The sequence below is a fragment of the Hydrogenophaga pseudoflava NBRC 102511 genome (genome assembly GCF_001592285.1).
Lineage (GTDB): Bacteria > Pseudomonadota > Gammaproteobacteria > Burkholderiales > Burkholderiaceae_C > Hydrogenophaga > Hydrogenophaga pseudoflava.
Genome location: NZ_BCWQ01000005.1, coordinates 141,658 through 158,563 on the forward strand (window position 1 = coordinate 141,658; position 16,906 = coordinate 158,563).

Consider the following 16,906-nt stretch of genomic DNA (forward strand, 5'->3'; position numbering starts at 1 on the left):
CGCCGCCACCCAATCACAACCAGCCCCCAACCCCGGGGCCTCGCAGGAGACACCATGGTCACGCGCATCCGCAAAGGCACGCCGAAATCCCCACCCGAGGGCCGCAGCACCCTGCAGTCGGTGGCCGGCGTCCTGGGCCTGGAGGGCGAGCGCATGAGCAAGGTGGACACCGCCTGGCTGCGCATGGACTCGGACACCAACCTGATGATGATCGTGGGCGTCTGGATCCTGCGACCCGGCATCACGCGCGAGGCGCTGGCTCAGCGGGTGCAGGACAAGCTGCTGGGCTACCGGCGCTTCCGGCAGACCGCCCAGCAGGACGCCGCCGGCGCCCACTGGCGCGACGACCCCGACTTCTCGCTCGACCGCCATGTGGTCACGCACACGCTGACCCGCCGCCGCGGTCAGGAAGCCCAGGCGGCGCTGCAGGCGCGCGCCGGCGCGCTGGCCATGGTGCCGCTGGACCCGGCGCACCCGCTGTGGCAGTTCGAGCTGATCGAGGACTACGAGGGTGGTTCGGCGCTGATCGCGCGCATCCACCACTGCATCGCCGACGGGATCGCGCTGATCAGCGTGATGATGAGCCTGGTCGATGGCGGCACCGAACCGCCCAAGCGAAAGCCCCGGTCGCACAAACAGGGGCTGGAGGCGGCCGAGGACTGGGTGGCCGACACGCTGATCCGCCCCTTCGGTGACATCGCCGCACGGGCGCTGGACGCCGCCGGTGGCGGGGCGGCGAAGTCGCTGTCGATGCTGGCGGCGCCGCAGCAAGGGCTCGGGGAAACACTGGACCAGGCCCTGGAGGTGGCGCGCCTCGGAGGCCAGCTCGCCAGCGATCTGGCGGCACTGGCCCTCATGCCCGACGACTCACCCACGCGGCTCAAGGGCGCACCCAAGGGTGAAAAGCGAGTGGCCTGGTGCCAGCCCATCCCGCTGACCGAGGTCAAGGCCATCGGCAAGGCGCTCAACTGCTCGGTCAACGACGTGCTGCTCAGCTGCGTGGCGGGCGCGATCGCCGGCTACCTGCGCCACCATGGCGACGACCCGGCAGGCAAGGAGATCCGCGCCATGGTGCCGATCAACCTGCGGCCGATGGAGGACGCCTGGAAGCTGGGCAACCGCTTCGGCCTGATCCCGCTGGTGCTGCCCGTGGGCATCGCCAACCCGATCGAGCGCGTGTACGCGGTGCGCGCGCGCATGAACGCGCTCAAGGGCAGTCTGCAGCCGCTGCTGACCTTCGGCCTGCTGTCGGTAGCGGGCCTGCTGATCAAGCCGGCGCAGGACGCGATGCTCAGCCTGTTCGGCCGCAAGACCACCGCCGTGATGACCAATGTGCCCGGTCCCGGCGAGAAGCTGAAGTTCTGCGGCGCAACCCTGGAGCAGACCATGTTCTGGGTGCCGCAGACCGGCACGGTGGGCCTGGGCGTCTCCATCCTGAGCTACGGCGGCGGCGTGCAGTTCGGCGTGATCGCCGACAGCGCGCTCTGCCCCGACCCGCAGCGCATCATCGACGCCTTCGAACCGGAATTTGCGCAACTGCTCGCCGTCACACTCATGCTCCCCTGGGGAGAGGTGGAGTGACCCCCATTCCCTCTGCCGTGCATTCCGGAGAGCGTGCCCCTGTCCAGTGGCCCCGTGGAACGGGCTTTGCCCGGCCACAGGGGCCGTCCCCCCGCGCCGCAGGGGGAAAGCGCCGTCAGGCGCGCAGGGGGGAAAATCGCCTGTCTGCGATTTCGAGCAGGCCGTCGAAAATGAGGCTGTCCACCAGCTCGCAGGGCGTGGACATGCTGGGCGCCATCTTCCAGCCCGCGCCGCCGGTCATGTAGCAGACCGGGTCTTCGCCGCAATGGCCGCGCAGGTTGTCCCACATGCGCTGCACCGCACCGGCAATGGCGAAGGTGCCGCCGCTGGTGAGGGCGTCGCTGGTGTTGGTCGGGAAGTCGCGCACCTCGCCGGTGGGCACGTGCAGCCCGGCGGTGCCGGACTCCAGCGCGCGCAGCATGATGCCGTGGCCGGGCAGGATGATGCCGCCCAGGAAGCGGCCGGCCGAATCGATCGCCTCGACCGTCACCGCGGTACCGACCATGACCACGATGCAAGGCCTGGCCGGCCCCTTCTGCAGCAGGCGCTGGCGCGCGCCGATCATCGCAACCCAGCGGTCGGAACCGAGGCGGGCCGGGTGGTCGTAGCCGTTGCTCAGACCCGCCTCCGACGCGCTGGACACCACCCACTGGGGCGTCACGTCCCACTGTTCGAGCTGTTCCTCGACCCGCCGCTTCACAGCGTCGCCCGCCACGATGCAGCCCAGCACCCGGGTGGGTGCGGACAGGCTGCTCCAGTCGCCCTCGGCCAGTTTCTCGATGTTCTCCAGGAACTGTGCACCATGCGCCAGCAGGCGCCCTCCCACACGGGGGGCGTCGTACAGCGCCCATTTCAATCGCGTGTTGCCAACATCCAGCGCCAGTAAAGTCATGCGGAAGATTATGAACAAGGCCTGGCAGGCACTTTGCGGCGATGCAGCATCCTCATCGCGACCTCACCGGCGTCAGATCAACCCGATCCAGCAGGCCCGTTGCACCGCAGAGAGCTTGTTGTCGGTCTTGAGTTTGGCCATGGCATTGGCCAGGTGGTAGTTGACGGTGCGCTCCGAGCAGTCCATGCGCTGCGCGGTTTCGCGCGCGGTCAGGCCTTCGAAGGCGTAGTTCAGGCTCTCCTGCTCGCGGGGGCTGAGCGTGACCCGCTGCTCGGCGATGGCGCGGCGCAGCATCGGCCAGATGTTGTAGGCCGACCAGGCCAGGGCCGCGGCCTCGGAGCGGTCCGCGAAGGCCCGGGGGCTGAACATGAAGCACTCGAACGCGCGCCCCGCCGGCAGGCTGAAGGCCACCCGCACCAGGGTCTGGTGCCCGTGGGCCAGCCAGAGCCTGCGCCAGCGGCTGGACGGCTCGGCATAGGCCGCCTTGGAAATGTCCTGCCAGGCCACCAGGGGTGCATCGCTGTCGCGCCAGCTGGCGCCAAAGTCGGTGCTGGCGGCCAGGGCCTCCGCGGCACCGAGCAGGCGCGGCGGATGCACGGCCAGCACCTCGCGCTCGTCCCGCCCCCCCATCGGATTGGGCCCCATCACCAGCACCGCCTCGACCCCGGAGTCGCGCAAGGCGCGAACCCAATCGGCCAAAATGGCGTCCACGCCCACGCTGTCAAAGTTGACAGGAAGGGTCATGACGGGCAACGCCCCGTTGCCGGGACAATGGACCCGCCCGCCACAAGACCACGGGCTGGCAACGTCGGTCGACGCTGGAAGGAATACATGTTGCAGTGGGACCGTCTCAGGGTTCACAACGCCAGGCTGAGGTTCTGGCGCTGGGTGGTGGACGAAATTGTCCATGCACCTCTGGAGCCTATTTTGCATCCTTCGACGGCCCGCCTCCAGTGGCTGGGCGTCTTCACCTTCGGCGGCCACTTCATCTTCGGGTGGCTGTGGGGCCAGGCCCTGCCGCAGCCCTACGAGCTGTTTGCGGTGCGCGTGGTGCTGGCCCTGACGGGGCTGCTGCTGCTGCATCCGCGCGTGAACCGGGACCTGCAGTCCAAGACCAGCGTCTGGGTGTACGGGCTGATCTTCTGGCTGCAGCTGCCGCTGTTCTTCGGATGGATGTTCCTGATGAACGAGGGCAACAAGGTCTGGCTGGCCAGTGTGTGCAGCATGATCCTGATCTATTTCCACATCACCGACTGGCGCCTGGCCTCGCTGGGCTGCATCACCGGGTTCGCAGTCGCCGCGGGCCTGTTCCTGCTCACCGGCACGCAGCAGACCTGGGTCGGCATCGAGCCCGAGAACCTCACCCTGATCGGCTTTGCCCTGGGCATGAGCCTGATGCTGGGCATGTCGGGCGCCAACCTGCGCCGGGTCCGGCTGATCAACACGCTCAGCACCATGGGCGTGATGGCGCACGAACTGCGCACGCCACTGGCCACGGTGAACCTGGTCGGCGACGTGCTGCGTGGCCTGGCCCAGCACGACGTGCCCGAACCCAAGCGCAAGAAGCTGGAGGAGCTGGCGCAGCGGCTGCAGAACCTGGTGCGCAGCATGAACCGGCAGATCGACACCCAGATCTCCAACGCGCAGCTGCTGAGGCTGCCCCGGCCCACCGCCCATCTCACCGCGTTCGAACTGGTGCAGGACGTGCTCGGCCAGTACCCGTTCCGCTCACCGCGCGAGCGCGAATGCGTGCAGCTGGCGCTGGAAGAGGACTTCGGCTTCCTGGGGTCTCGTGCCCAGTTTTCACAGGTTCTGGTCAACCTGATCAAAAATGCCATGCATGCGCTGGCCGCATCCGGAGACGCCCCCAAGCCGGGCGACCTGCGCGTGGAGGTGACGGTCAAGGACGGGCTGGGCAGGATCGTGGTGACCGACAAGGGCACCGGCATTCCGCTGCAGAAACAACACCGCATCTTCGAACCCTTTTTCTCACTGCAGAGCAGTGTCGGCAACGGACTGGGGCTGACGTTCTGCAAAAACGTGGTGGAGGCGTCGGACGGTCGGCTGCTCCTCCAGTCCCAACCCGGTCACGGTGCCTCGTTCACGATCGTGCTGCCCCTGCGGGACGAGCGTGCCCCCTTCATACCGCCCACGAGCACACACTGAGCCATGGCCTTCAACTTTCCGCTGTACCACCGTTCGGGAAGCCTGATCTTTCTGGACGACGACATCGACTATCTGGAGATGCTGGGCATGGTCGTGCCCAGCTTTCTGCAGGTCGAACTGTTTTCACGACCGGCGGCCTTCATCGCCCGGATGAACGACGAGCCGGCGCGCTGGGAGGCCGACGCGGGGCACCACCTGCAGATGATCGACCGCTGGCGCCACGGCCACCATCTGCTTCCGCAGGTGCTGCGCTACTGGGGCTCCAACCCGGCGCGCTACCAGCTGGCACAAACCTGTGTGGTGGACTTCGCCATGCCAGGCATCGATGGCCTGAAGGTGCTCGAAACCCTGGTGGACTGGCCGGGCTCGCGCATCCTGCTGACCGGGCAGGCCGATGAGCAGATCGCGATCAAGGCCTTCAACAACGGCCTGATCGACCAGTTCATCCCCAAGCAGACGGCCGACATCGCCGGGCGCCTGATGACCACCCTTATCAAGCTGGCCCGGCGCGCCCATCCGCGGCTGAACACCGTCTGGCGCACGGCCATGCAGTCCCACCACCAGGCCCTGCTGGAAGTGCCATCCATCATGGAGGCGCTGCTGACCCGGGCCCGCTCGCACTGGATCGAGTACGTCGTGCTCGATGAACCCTTTGGCATGCTGGGCCTGACGCCGGAAGGCCTTTGCGAATGGCTGCAGCTGGAGCCCGCCTCCGGCCTGAAGGACGTGGCCGATCTGGCCCGGTCGGCGGGACTGGGGTTCGACGTCGTGCAGGCCATCCAGAAGGGGCTGCTGCTTCCGGCGGTCGAGCTGCACCAGCAGCTGGGCCTGCGCGGGCCGATCCGGACCGAAAAGGCCTTTGCGGTGGGCGACGACGGACAGCTCATCGGCGCCCTGTTCCCGCTGGCGGAGACCGACCTGCCGCTGCCGATCTACCCGTACCGCAACTTCCTGGACATGCAGGGCGTGCGGACCATTCAGGACAGCTGAGCACCACCGCGCTGGCGGCGGGCGGCCGCCCATTCCCAGGGCCGGACCCGGTCGGCGACCAGGCGCGCAGCCGACTCGACGTGTTCGAGCTCCGCCTCGGTCAGCGCCGAGTGCAGGGTCATCCGTGCCAGGGACCGGTTGCGGCTGGTGGCCGGTGCACCAAAGAACGCGGTGTGCACCCCCAGCGCATCCAGCTCGTCGCGCACCTGGATGGTGGCGGGCTCCGGCCCCGCTTCGAGCGCGATGATCTGCTCGGTGCCCTGGTCGATCGGATACCCCATACCGGTCAGCGCGCTGCGGATGCGCCGGGTCACCAGCCGCAGGTTCTCGCGCGCGGCGTCGGCCTGCTGCAGCACGTCCACCGTGGCCGCCAGGCCGGCCGCTTCGTGCGGCAACACGCAGGAGCTGAAGATGTTGGGGAAGCTGGAGGTGAGGATGTGGTAGCGCAGGCGGTCCGGCGCGGTGAAGAAGCCGGCCCGCCCCGCCATGGCCTTGGCCAGGCTCGCGGAGATGAAATGCACCCGGTCCGTCACCCCCAGCTGGGCGCACAGGCCGGCGCCCGATGGACCGTGGGTGCCCAGCGAGTGCGACTCGTCGACCAGGATCATCGAGCCGTGCCGCTCCACCACGTCGAGCATCTCCAGCAGCGGGCACACCGCGCCGGTGGTGCTGTAGACCGAGTCCACCGCCACCAGTCCCGGGCCGTGCCGGCTCATGAGCTTGTCCAGGTGCTGGGGGTCGTTGTGCCGGAACACCTGCGAGGGTGCGCGGGCCGCGTGGGCACCTTCCCACAGCGAGGCGTGGGCCTGCCCGTCCAGGTACACCGGCGTCTCCGGATTGGCCACCGACTGGATCAGGCCGACATTGGCCGCGTAGCCGGACTGGCACACGAACCCGTCCTCCTTGCCCACCCAGCGCGCGAGCTTCAGTTCGAGGTTGCGGGTCGGGTGTTCGTCGTGCATGAACACCCCGGACTGCACGGCGAAACTGCCGCTGCGGGTCAGCGCCTCCACCTGGGCCCGCACGATGTCCGGATGGCCAGACACCGACAGGTAGTCGTTGCCGTCCAGGCGCACCGAGTTGGGGCCGGGGCGTGCGCCCTGCACCGCAAATCGACCCTGCCACAGGTCGTTCCAGCGGGGCACGAAATCCTTCTGGATCCGCGCCTCCAGCGCGGCCGTCAGGCGGGGAGAAGGACGTTGCGCTTCAAGGGTGTGGTCCAGCAGTTCCATGGGGTGCTCCTGTTAAAGAAGAACCCATTGAAAAAACTTGTAGGATGAAAATCGCCCCCTCCCTGTCAGCATTAGCAGGGGTGGTTACGCTTTCTTCTCAAGTCTGACGCTGTTTATCCGATAAGCGGCGCGCCAGCGGATGGCAGCGGTCTCTCTGCTCTCAGTTCTGGCGCCAGGGCAGCCCGTGGTACCGCCAGCCGCCCTTGCGCCCGCGCTGGCCGTGGCCATCGGGATCACCCTCGAAGCCTTCGAGGATGTTGTAGGCCTCCAGGCCCAGTTCCGTGGCACGCCGCGCGGCCGCGACCGAGCGCACACCGCTGCGGCACAGCAGCACCAGCTTGCGTCCGCCGTCGGCGGCGGCGCGCACCGCCTCGTCGAACCCGGTGTTCATGGCCATGCCCGGCCACTGCTTCCAGGCCACCGGCAGCGCGCCGGGCACAAAGCCCACCCATTCGCGCTCGGCGTCGGTGCGCACATCCACCAGCACCGCCTCGCCCTGCTGCACCCACTGCCAGGCCAGCTGGGGCGACACATCGCCCGCGTAGCCGCCCTGCCCGGTGCGCGGCTGCATCAGCTGCACCCCGTCGGCGTCGTGGCGCAGCCCGGACGTGAGGTTGGCCGGCACGGCTTCGTCGATGCGGCGCGGCCGGGGCAGGTTCAGGCTGTCCATGATGGCCACGAATTCGGCCTCGGTCTTGCCGGCCACGCGCGGGTTGCTGGTCTTCTCGTCGCCGATGGTGGACGAGGTGCGGCCCTGGTAGTCGTGCCCGGGCCATACGGTGGTGTCATCGGGCAGCGCAAACAGCACTTGTGTGAGGCTGCGGTAGAGGTCGACCGCGCTGCCCGACTGGAAATCGGTGCGGCCACAGCCGCCGATCAGCAGCGCGTCGCCGGTGAACACATGGTCGCGCCAGAGGTAGCTCATGCTGCCGGCCGTGTGGCCCGGCGTGTGCAGGGCGCGCAGGCGCTCGGCACCGAACTCAAGCTCGTCGCCATCCTGCAGCTGCCGGCCCGCCGTGCCGATGCCGCAGCCCGCCGGCGCCGCCGTCCTGGCGCCCGCCAGCTCGGCCAGCTTGCCGGCGCTGGTGATGTGGTCGGCATGGGCATGGGTCTCCAGGGTCCAGACCAGGCGCAACCCGTATTCGCGCAGCACCGCCAGGTCGCGCTCGATCTGCTCGTCCACCGGGTCGATGATCACCGCCTCGCGCGTGGCCTGGTCGAACAGCAGGTAGGTGTAGGTGCTAGACGCCGGGTCGAACAGCTGGATGGGTTTCATGGCAGGACCTGAAGGGCGGTGGGTCAGGAAAAACGGGCCAGCATGTCGGCCACGTCGTCGGGCGGCACGTCGCCCTGGGCGATCACGCAGCCGACCATGGCAAAGAAGCTCTTGTCCAGGGCCTTGCGGGCGGCGGACAGCTGCTGGGCCACCGTCTCGCAGTCGGCGTCGGACTCCAGCAGCTTCTGGATGCCGCGCAACTGCCCTTCGACGCGCTTGAGGCGCAGCACCAGGGCACGTTTGCGTTCGGGGTCGTGGACGGTGGGCATCGGTTTCTTTCTCTCTGGGCGACGGCCGAAAGATTCTAGGCTTCCAGGCCTGGGCGGGCTTCCCCCATGGTGCATCCGGGCGGCCTGCGTTAACATTCGAATTTACGTTTACGTAAACGTCAATCAACCATACGGACACCTTCATGAACACCCGGAACGGCAAAGACCAGGCGCTTTTTCAGGCGCTGCGCGCACCGGTGGACAGCCCCTGGGCCCGGTGGCAGGTCGGGCCGGGCCGGCGCCAGGTTCGGCTGAAGGACTTTGACCCTGGGGACAAGCCCTTCTCGAAGGGCAGCAAGGCCGAGGACCAGGCACGGGTGCTGGCCCTGGCGCGCGAGATCGACGAGCTGCAGAACCTGTTCTACGCCGATGGCCGGCACAAGCTGCTGGTGATCCTGCAGGGCACCGACACCTCGGGCAAGGACGGCACCATCCGCGGCGTGTTCGGCCAGACCAGCCCGCTGGGCGTGCACACCGTGGGCTGGAAAGCGCCCACCGAGCCCGAGCGCGCGCACGACTACCTCTGGCGCATCCACCAGCAGGTGCCGGCCGCGGGCCACATCACCGTGTTCAACCGCAGCCACTACGAGGACGTGCTGGTGCCGGTGGTCAACGGCTGGATCACGCCGGAGCAGACCAAGCAGCGCTACCAGCACATCAACGACTTCGAGCGCCTGCTGGCCGAGACCGGCACCGTGGTGCTGAAGTTCATGCTGCACATCGGCTTCGACGAACAGCGCGAGCGCCTGCAGGAGCGGGTGGACGACGTCACCAAACACTGGAAATTCAGCCTGGGTGATCTGGAGGTCCGCAAGCAGTGGACCGACTACCAGAAGGCCTACGAGGACCTGCTCGAAGCCACCTCGACCGCTTGGGCGCCCTGGACCGTGGTGCCCGCCAACAGCAAGACGCACCGCAACCTGATGATCGCGACCATCGTGCGCGACACGCTGCAGGCGCTGGACCTGCGCTTTCCTCCCGAAGACCCGGCCCTCAAGGGGCTGCGGGTCGAATGACCGCTCATCCCGACAAGACCACCCGAGAGAGACCCCACCATGACCGACCTGTCCGCCGACTTCAAGGCCCTGGCCAGCTACCGCCCCACGAACAAGGTGCGCTTTGTCACCGCCGCGAGCCTGTTCGATGGCCACGACGCCGCCATCAACATCATGCGGCGCATCCTGCAGGGCATGGGCGCCGAGGTGATCCACCTGGGCCACAACCGCTCGGTGGACGACGTGGTCACGGCCGCGCTGCAGGAAGACGTGCAGGGCATCGCCATCAGTTCGTACCAGGGCGGCCACGTCGAGTACTTCAAGTACATGGTGGACCTGCTCAAGCAGCGCGGCGGTGAGCACATCCAGGTGTTCGGTGGCGGTGGCGGCGTGATCGTGCCGGCCGAGATCCGCGAGCTGCACGCCTACGGCGTGGGCCGGATCTACAGCCCCGAAGACGGCCAGCGCATGGGCCTGCAGGGAATGATCGGCGAGATGGTGATGCGCTGCGACCGCGACATCAGCGCCTACGCACCCAAGGCCATCGACGCGATCCAGGGCCACGGCGAGATGAACTGGCGCGCCCTGGCGCAGCTGATCACGGCACTGGAGAACGGCCAGGCCGATGCGGCCATGGTTGAGGCGGTGCGCGCCGCAGCGGCCAGCAAAACCGTGCCCGTGCTCGGCATCACCGGCACCGGCGGCGCCGGCAAGTCATCGCTCACCGACGAGCTGATCCGCCGCATCCGCCTGGACCAGGACGACGCACTGCGCGTGGCCGTGATCTCCATCGACCCCAGCCGCCGCAAGAGCGGTGGCGCCCTGCTGGGCGACCGCATCCGCATGAACGCCATCACGCCCTGGCAGAAGGGCCCGCGCATCTACATGCGCAGCCTGGCCACGCGCGACACCAGCAGCGAGATCAGCGCCGCCCTGCCCGACGTGGTGGCGGCCTGCAAGGTGGCAGGCTTCGACCTGATCGTGGTCGAGACCTCGGGTATCGGTCAGGGCGACGCAGCCATCGTGCCGCACGTAGACATTCCGATGTACGTGATGACGCCCGAGTTCGGTGCCGCCAGCCAGCTGGAAAAGATCGACATGCTGGACTTCGCCGAGTTCGTGGCGATCAACAAGTTCGACCGCAAGGGCGCGGCCGACGCGCTGCGCGATGTGGCCAAACAGGTGCAGCGCAACCGCGAAGCCTTCACCGTCATGCCCGACCAGATGCCGGTGTTCGGCACCATGGCCGCGCGCTTCAACGACGACGGCGTGACCGCGCTCTACCAGGCGCTCAAGGCCCGGCTGATCGAGAAGGGGCTGCAGCTGTCCGACGGCAAGCTGCCGCTGGTGAACGTGCGCCACAGCACCAACCAGACGCCCATCGTGCCGCCCGCGCGCACCCGCTACCTGGCCGAGATTTCCGACACCGTGCGCGGATACAAGAAGAAGGCACGGGAACAGGCCAGGCTGGCGCGCGAGATCCAGCAACTGCGCGCCGCCGCCCGCATGCTGACCGAGACCAAACCCGACAAGCCGAAGGCCGCCGAAGCCGCCATCGACCTGGCCCAGACGCGTGAACTGACGCAGGACCCGGCTGCGCGCAAGCTGCTGGCCCAGTGGCCCGACATGCAGAAGGCCTACGCGGGCGACGAGTACGTGGTGAAGATCCGCGACAAGGAAATCCGCACCGCGCTGACCACCAAGTCGCTCAGTGGCACCACCATCCGCAAGGTCGCGCTGCCGCAGTACGAGGACCACGGCGAGATCCTCAAGTGGCTGATGCTGGACAACGTGCCCGGCAGCTTCCCCTACACCTCGGGCACCTTCGCCTTCAAGCGCGAGGGCGAGGACCCGACCCGCATGTTCGCCGGCGAAGGCGACCCCTTCCGCACCAACCGCCGCTTCAAGCTGGTGAGCGAGGGCATGCCGGCCAAACGCCTGTCCACCGCCTTCGACTCGGTCACGCTCTACGGCAACGACCCCGACCTGCGGCCCGACATCTACGGCAAGGTGGGCAACAGCGGTGTGAACGTGGCGACGCTGGACGACATGAAGGTGCTGTATTCGGGCTTTGACCTGTGCAACCCGACCACCAGCGTGTCGATGACCATCAACGGTCCGGCGCCGTCGATCCTGGCGATGTTCATGAACACCGCCATCGACCAGAACCTGGAGAAGTTCAAGGCCGAGAACGGCCGCGAGCCGACCGACACCGAGGCCGCCAAGATCCGCGAATGGGTGCTGGCCAATGTGCGCGGCACGGTGCAGGCCGACATCCTCAAGGAAGACCAGGGCCAGAACACCTGCATCTTCTCGACCGAGTTTTCATTGAAGGTGATGGGCGACATCGCCGAATACTTCGTGCACCACGACGTGCGCAACTTCTACTCGGTGTCGATCTCGGGATACCACATCGCCGAAGCGGGGGCCAACCCGATCAGCCAGCTGGCCTTCACGCTGTCCAACGGCTTCACCTTCGTGGAGGCGTACCTGGCGCGCGGCATGCACATCGACGACTTCGCGCCCAACCTTAGCTTCTTCTTCAGCAACGGCATGGACCCGGAGTACACGGTGCTGGGCCGCGTCGCCCGCCGCATCTGGGCAGTGGCGATGAAGGAGAAGTACGGCGCCAACGAGCGCAGTCAGAAGCTCAAGTACCACATCCAGACCTCCGGCCGCAGCCTGCACGCGCAGGAAATCCAGTTCAACGACATCCGCACCACGCTGCAGGCGCTGATCGCGATCTACGACAACTGCAACTCGCTGCACACCAACGCCTTCGACGAAGCGATCACCACGCCGACCGAAGACTCGGTGCGCCGCGCGATGGCGATCCAGCTCATCATCAACCGCGAGTGGGGACTGGCCAAGAACGAGAACCCGAACCAGGGCAGCTTCATCATCGACGAGCTGACCGAGCTGGTGGAAGAAGCCGTGCTGGCCGAGTTCGAGAAGATCGCCGAACGCGGCGGCGTGCTGGGCGCGATGGAGACCGGCTACCAGCGCAGCAAGATCCAGGAAGAGAGCATGCACTACGAGATGCTCAAGCACACCGGCGAGTACCCCATCATCGGCGTCAACACCTTCCGCAACCCCAAGGGCGATCCGGTGCCCGAGTCCATCGAGCTGGCGCGTTCGACCGAGGAAGAAAAGCAGAGCCAGCTGCAGCGCCTGGCCGACTTTCACGCGCGCCACGCCCACGAGGCCCCGGTCCAGCTGGCGCGGCTGAAGCAGGCGGTGATCGAGAACCGCAACGTGTTCGAGGTGCTGATGGACGCGGTGCGCTGCTGCAGCCTGGGCCAGATCACCAGCGCGCTGTTCGAGGTGGGTGGACAGTACCGCCGGAACATGTGATCGCCCGCCCGGGTCCGGGTTGCTAGACTCCCTGTGACCCATCTGGGTCCACGCACAGCAACCCACCCTTTCATGGCCTCACCCAGCGAGCCGACCACCCCCCCGTTCCGCAGCGATTCCCGACCCTGGGGGCTGGTGGCGCTGGTGCTCGTGTCCATTGGCCTGCTGGTCGCGCTGGTCACCGTCCTGCTGCTGGCCCAGCGGGACGCGGCCCTGGATCTCGCCCAGGCGCGGGCGCAGCGGGAGGTCCGGCGCCTGGCCGCAGAACTCGACCAGTCCCTCCGGATGGGTCGTGCCGCCATCGAGGTCAGCCGCCCCTCGTCTGGGCTGCAGCCGCGCAATCTGCTGGGAGGCCACCGCCCCCTGGTGGACTCTCTGAGCCTGCCGTTCGAACTGCACCGCCGCCCCCCCGGCGACCGGGCCGCCCCCGCCATTCCCGAACGGGCGTGGGTGCCGGAGCTGGCCCGCCAGGAAGGCGGGCGCTGGGTGCTGCCCTTCCTGTGGCGCCAGCCGGGGGCCGGTGCCCCCGAGACCTACGAGCTGTGGTTGCCACGAGACGCTCTTCTGGGGCGCTTCGAATCCGAAGGCCTGCCCAAGGGCGGCAGCATGAGCCTGTTCCGGCTGGAGCCCGACGGGGCCACCACGCTGCTGGTGCGCCATCCCATGGTGGCCGAGGAGCAGGGTCGCAGCTTCCGCGGCCATGTGGCCACCGCGCTCGACCACCAGCCCGGCGGTGTGTTCCGGGCCGCGGCCATGCTCGACGGCGTGGAACGCATCGTCGGCTACCAGCGCCTCGGCGGCGAGGCCGACCGCGTGGTCTTGGTGTACGCCCTGTCGGTCGACAGCGTGCTGACCGGCTGGCGGACCATCCTGCCGCTGGCCTGGGGCCTCACCCTGCTGGTGGCCGCAGCCATGGCCTACGGCGCGTGGCGCCTGCACCGCTCGATGCGCGCACTGGCCCGCAGCGAGCACCATCTGCAGACCCTGACCGACCACATGCCCGATGTGGTCGTGCGCTACGACAGCGCCTGTCGCGTGCTGTATGCCAACCCGGCCATCGAAGTGGCGACCGGGCTGAACCCCGGTGCACTGATCGGCCGCCCCATCAGCGCCCTGGGCGGCTCCCCCGACAACGAAGCGCTGTGGACCGCCTGCCTGCAAAGGGTGTTGGCCAGCGGGGAGGCCGAGACACTCTACTTCAGCCACCCGGGACCCGGCGGCATGAGGCACTGGGAGTCCCAGGCCCGCCGGGAGCCTGCGCCGGCCGGCGAAGCCCCCACCGTCCTGGTCATCACGCGCGACATCACCGAGCGCCATGAAGCGGAAGCCTTGCGGCACTCCGCGCAACAGCTCTTCGAGACCGCCTTCCAGGCCGCCCCCGAGGCCATGTCGCTCAGCGAGTGGCACAGCGGCCGACTGCTGCTGGTCAACGACACCTTCTGCGAACTGTTCGGGCGATCACGCGAACAGCTGATCGGTCAGCCCTCGGCCGGTCTGGGGCTCTGGAACTCCGCCATCCGCCACCAGAGCCTGATCGATGCCCTGGAGCATGGCGAGAAGGTGCGCGATGTCGAGGGCAGCAGCCACCGGGCCGACGGCCAGTTGATCCATGTGCGCTACAGCGCCGAACGGGTGCAGCGGGACGGCGGTGACTGCCTGTTGCTGATGTTCCGCGACGTCACCCAGCTGGAGCGGGACCAGCGGGCGCTCAAGCGCAACGAGCAGCGATTCCGGCTGGCCGCCTCACATGGGCAGGTCTGGGAACGCGACTTCCTGCGCGACCTCATCCTGCCCAGCGACGAGTTCTTCCTGAACCTGGGGTATCAGCCTCCTGCGCAAGAGCAGATGGAGAAGGTCGTCGTGGGGCTGATCCATCCGGAGGACCGCCGACGCGTGCGCGAGACCCTGCTCCGTTTCCTCCGGGGCGAGGCCGATTTCCGCATCGAGTTCCGTGCCGTCGACTCCCAGGGCCGGGTGCGCTGGCTCGACACCCGGGGCAGCGGCCTGCGCAACGCCATGGGCCGGGTGACCTACATGGCGGGCACCACCTTCGAGATCACCGACCGCAAGGCACTGGAAGAAGCGCAGCGTCAAACCCTCAAACACCTGGACACGGTGGCCAATGCCTCGGCCGGTCTGGCCTGGACCGTGGACGACCAGAAACACCCGGACTGGCTCAACCAGGCTTGGCTCGACTTCACCGGCCGCGACCTGGCCACCGAATGCGAGACCTTCTGGCTGGAGGACCTGCATCCGCAGGACCGGGACCGCTGCGAGAAGATCTTCGACGAGAGCTTTGATGCGCGCCGGCCCTACAGCATGGAATACCGCCTGCGCCGCCACGACGGCGTGTACCGCTGGGTGCACGAACAGGCCAGGCCCCGCTACGACGCCGACCAGCGCTTCATCGGCTACGTCGGCTCCTGCCTGGACGTGACCGATCTGCGGGAGGCCGAGGCCACCGCACGCGAACGCGACGCCACCCTCAAGCAGGTCTTCGACGTGCTCCGGGACATGCTGTTTGTGGTGGACGCCCAGGAGCGCTTCGTGTTCTACCAGGCAGGCGCCGACCAGCTCTATCGCCGGCCCGAGGAGTTCCTGGGCCGCACCATCCGCGAGATCATGCCCGCGCCGCTCGCAGCCACCATGCATGCAGCCATGACCAGGGCGCGCACCGACGGGCTGCAGGAGCTGGACTACAGCATCGAGATGGCCGATGGCGCCCACTACTTCAACGCCCGCCTGGCCTGGCTGCCGGGTGGCAACCAGTGTATGTTCCTGGTCCGCGACACCACCGAGCAGCAGCAGGTTCAACGCGAGCGGGAGCACCTGAACGACTTTGTGCTGCTGCTGTTCCGCCTGGCCAGCCGCTTCATCAACCTGCCGCTGCAGCAGATGGACCAGGCGATTCTGGAAGCGCTGGGCGATCTGGGCAGCTTCGTGGCCGCAGACCGCGCCTACCTGTTCGCCTACGACTTCCAGACCCGCACCAGTTCCAACACGCACGAGTGGTGCGCCGAGGGCATTGCCTCCGGGCAGGCCTTTCTGCAGAACCTGCCGATGGGCCGGGCCCAGGACTGGGAGGCGGCCCACCAGCGGGGCGAGATGGTCTATGTGCCCGATGTGCAGGCCCTGCCCGAAAGCCCGCTCAAGGACCTCATCATGGCCCAGGGCATCCGAAGTCTCATGACCTTGCCCCTGACAGGGCAGGACGGCTGCCTCGGCTACGTGGGCCTGGACTCGGTCCGCAGCACGCACGAGTACGACGAGGAAAAGATCACGCTGCTCAAGCTGTTCGCACAGATGCTGGTCAACCTGCAGGAACGCAGCCGCGCCCAGGCCCGGCTGCGCGAGCTGGCCGAGCAGCTCGAACAGAAGGTGCAGGAGCGCACCCAACAGTTGCACGACAGCGTGCAGCGGCTGCAGGTCGTCAACCGCGAGCTGGAATCCTTCACCTACTCGGCCTCGCACGACCTGCGCACGCCGCTGCGCGGCATCGAAGGGTTCAGCGCCCTGCTGCTGGAAGAGCACGCGCAGCAGCTGGACGAGCAGGGCCGCGACTACCTGCGCCGCATCCAGCGCGCGACGCTGCACATGTCGCGCCTGGTCAGCGACCTGCTGGCCTACTCCCGGCTGCAGCAGATGACGGAGCAGATCGGGCCGGTGGGTCTGGCCGCGTGCGTGCGGGACGTGGTGACGCCGTTCCGCGACGAGCTCGAAACCCGCCAGGGCGTGCTGGAGACGCCGGTGCCCGACAACCTCCAGGTGCAGGCCGACCCCAAGGGCCTGGCCATCGTGCTGCGCAACCTGATCGACAACGCACTCAAATTCACGCCCGCGGGCCAGGCGCCGCACATCCGCATCGAGGCGCAAATCCGCGGCGACCGGGTGTTGCTGAGCGTGACCGACCAGGGCATCGGCTTCGACATGAAGCACCACGACCGCATCTTCGGCATGTTCCAGCGCCTGCACCGGCAGGACCAGATCCCGGGCACCGGCATCGGCCTGGCCCTGGTGCTCAAGGCCGTGGAGCGCATGGGCGGGACGATCCGCGCCGAGAGCGCCCCCGGCCAGGGTGCGCGCTTCGAAATCGAACTGCCCCTGGCCTGAGTGCGGGAAAGCCTGCTTGAACGTCCCGCCGCCGTTCCTAC

The 16,906-nt window shown here is 67.9% G+C and carries 11 protein-coding genes and 1 pseudogene; 6 read left to right on the forward strand and 6 right to left on the reverse strand.

Going from position 1 to position 16,906, the window contains the following annotated elements; translation table 11 throughout:
• Positions 1 to 54: 54 nt before the first annotated feature.
• Entirely contained in the window at positions 55 to 1,581 is a 1,527-nt protein-coding gene (locus tag HPS01S_RS08280; protein ID WP_084397169.1) for a wax ester/triacylglycerol synthase family O-acyltransferase, read from the forward strand.
• 115 nt (positions 1,582 to 1,696) lie between these two features.
• Here HPS01S_RS08280 and HPS01S_RS08285 read toward each other — a convergent pair whose 3' ends face one another.
• Together HPS01S_RS08285 and HPS01S_RS08290 are read right to left on the reverse strand one after the other, a co-directional pair.
• On the reverse strand, positions 1,697 to 2,473 hold the full coding sequence (locus HPS01S_RS08285; RefSeq protein WP_066154062.1) for a type III pantothenate kinase: 777 nt from the start codon (positions 2,471 to 2,473) through the stop codon (positions 1,697 to 1,699).
• Between the two features lie 72 nt (positions 2,474 to 2,545).
• Positions 2,546 to 3,217, reverse strand: coding sequence for a helix-turn-helix transcriptional regulator (locus HPS01S_RS08290; RefSeq protein WP_066153788.1), 672 nt, complete (start codon positions 3,215 to 3,217; stop codon positions 2,546 to 2,548).
• A 183-nt stretch (positions 3,218 to 3,400) separates the two neighbouring features.
• Between HPS01S_RS08290 and HPS01S_RS08295 the strand changes: the two genes are divergently transcribed.
• Both HPS01S_RS08295 and HPS01S_RS08300 read left to right on the forward strand, forming a co-directional pair.
• Complete coding sequence (locus tag HPS01S_RS08295) at positions 3,401 to 4,639, forward strand: sensor histidine kinase (RefSeq protein ID WP_243721671.1); 1,239 nt, start codon at positions 3,401 to 3,403, stop codon at positions 4,637 to 4,639.
• Between the two features lie 3 nt (positions 4,640 to 4,642).
• The gene (locus HPS01S_RS08300) at positions 4,643 to 5,629 is read left to right on the forward strand and encodes a response regulator (RefSeq protein WP_066153791.1); all 987 of its coding nucleotides are present in this window, start codon (positions 4,643 to 4,645) and stop codon (positions 5,627 to 5,629) included.
• Here HPS01S_RS08300 and cqsA read toward each other — a convergent pair.
• The 4 genes and pseudogenes from cqsA to HPS01S_RS08315 form a co-directional block, all read right to left on the reverse strand.
• Positions 5,617 to 6,861: an alpha-hydroxyketone-type quorum-sensing autoinducer synthase gene (cqsA, locus tag HPS01S_RS08305; RefSeq protein ID WP_066153794.1), complete on the reverse strand. Its 1,245-nt coding sequence runs from the start codon at positions 6,859 to 6,861 to the stop codon at positions 5,617 to 5,619. The genes HPS01S_RS08300 and cqsA overlap by 13 nt on opposite strands.
• Before the next feature lie 160 nt (positions 6,862 to 7,021).
• The gene (locus HPS01S_RS22175; protein ID WP_243721744.1) at positions 7,022 to 7,432 is read right to left on the reverse strand and encodes a rhodanese-like domain-containing protein; all 411 of its coding nucleotides are present in this window, start codon (positions 7,430 to 7,432) and stop codon (positions 7,022 to 7,024) included.
• A gap of 24 nt (positions 7,433 to 7,456) precedes the next feature.
• Positions 7,457 to 8,137: pseudogene (locus tag HPS01S_RS22180) on the reverse strand (MBL fold metallo-hydrolase); the annotation flags it as partial.
• Between the two features lie 23 nt (positions 8,138 to 8,160).
• The gene (locus HPS01S_RS08315; protein WP_066153800.1) at positions 8,161 to 8,406 is read right to left on the reverse strand and encodes a metal-sensitive transcriptional regulator; all 246 of its coding nucleotides are present in this window, start codon (positions 8,404 to 8,406) and stop codon (positions 8,161 to 8,163) included.
• Positions 8,407 to 8,549: 143 nt separating this feature from the next.
• On the opposite strand from HPS01S_RS08315, the gene HPS01S_RS08320 reads away from it, so the two are divergent.
• From HPS01S_RS08320 to HPS01S_RS08330, 3 genes are all read left to right on the forward strand, one after another.
• Positions 8,550 to 9,422 carry a PPK2 family polyphosphate kinase gene (locus HPS01S_RS08320; RefSeq protein ID WP_084397171.1) on the forward strand — a complete coding sequence of 291 codons (873 nt, stop codon included), beginning with the start codon at positions 8,550 to 8,552 and terminating at the stop codon, positions 9,420 to 9,422.
• A gap of 39 nt (positions 9,423 to 9,461) precedes the next feature.
• A complete protein-coding gene (icmF, locus tag HPS01S_RS08325; protein ID WP_066153803.1) occupies positions 9,462 to 12,755 on the forward strand; it encodes a fused isobutyryl-CoA mutase/GTPase IcmF in 3,294 nt (1,097 codons plus the stop codon).
• Positions 12,756 to 12,827: 72 nt separating this feature from the next.
• Positions 12,828 to 16,865 carry a PAS domain S-box protein gene (locus HPS01S_RS08330; protein WP_066153806.1) on the forward strand — a complete coding sequence of 1,346 codons (4,038 nt, stop codon included), beginning with the start codon at positions 12,828 to 12,830 and terminating at the stop codon, positions 16,863 to 16,865.
• Positions 16,866 to 16,906: the final 41 nt, after the last annotated feature.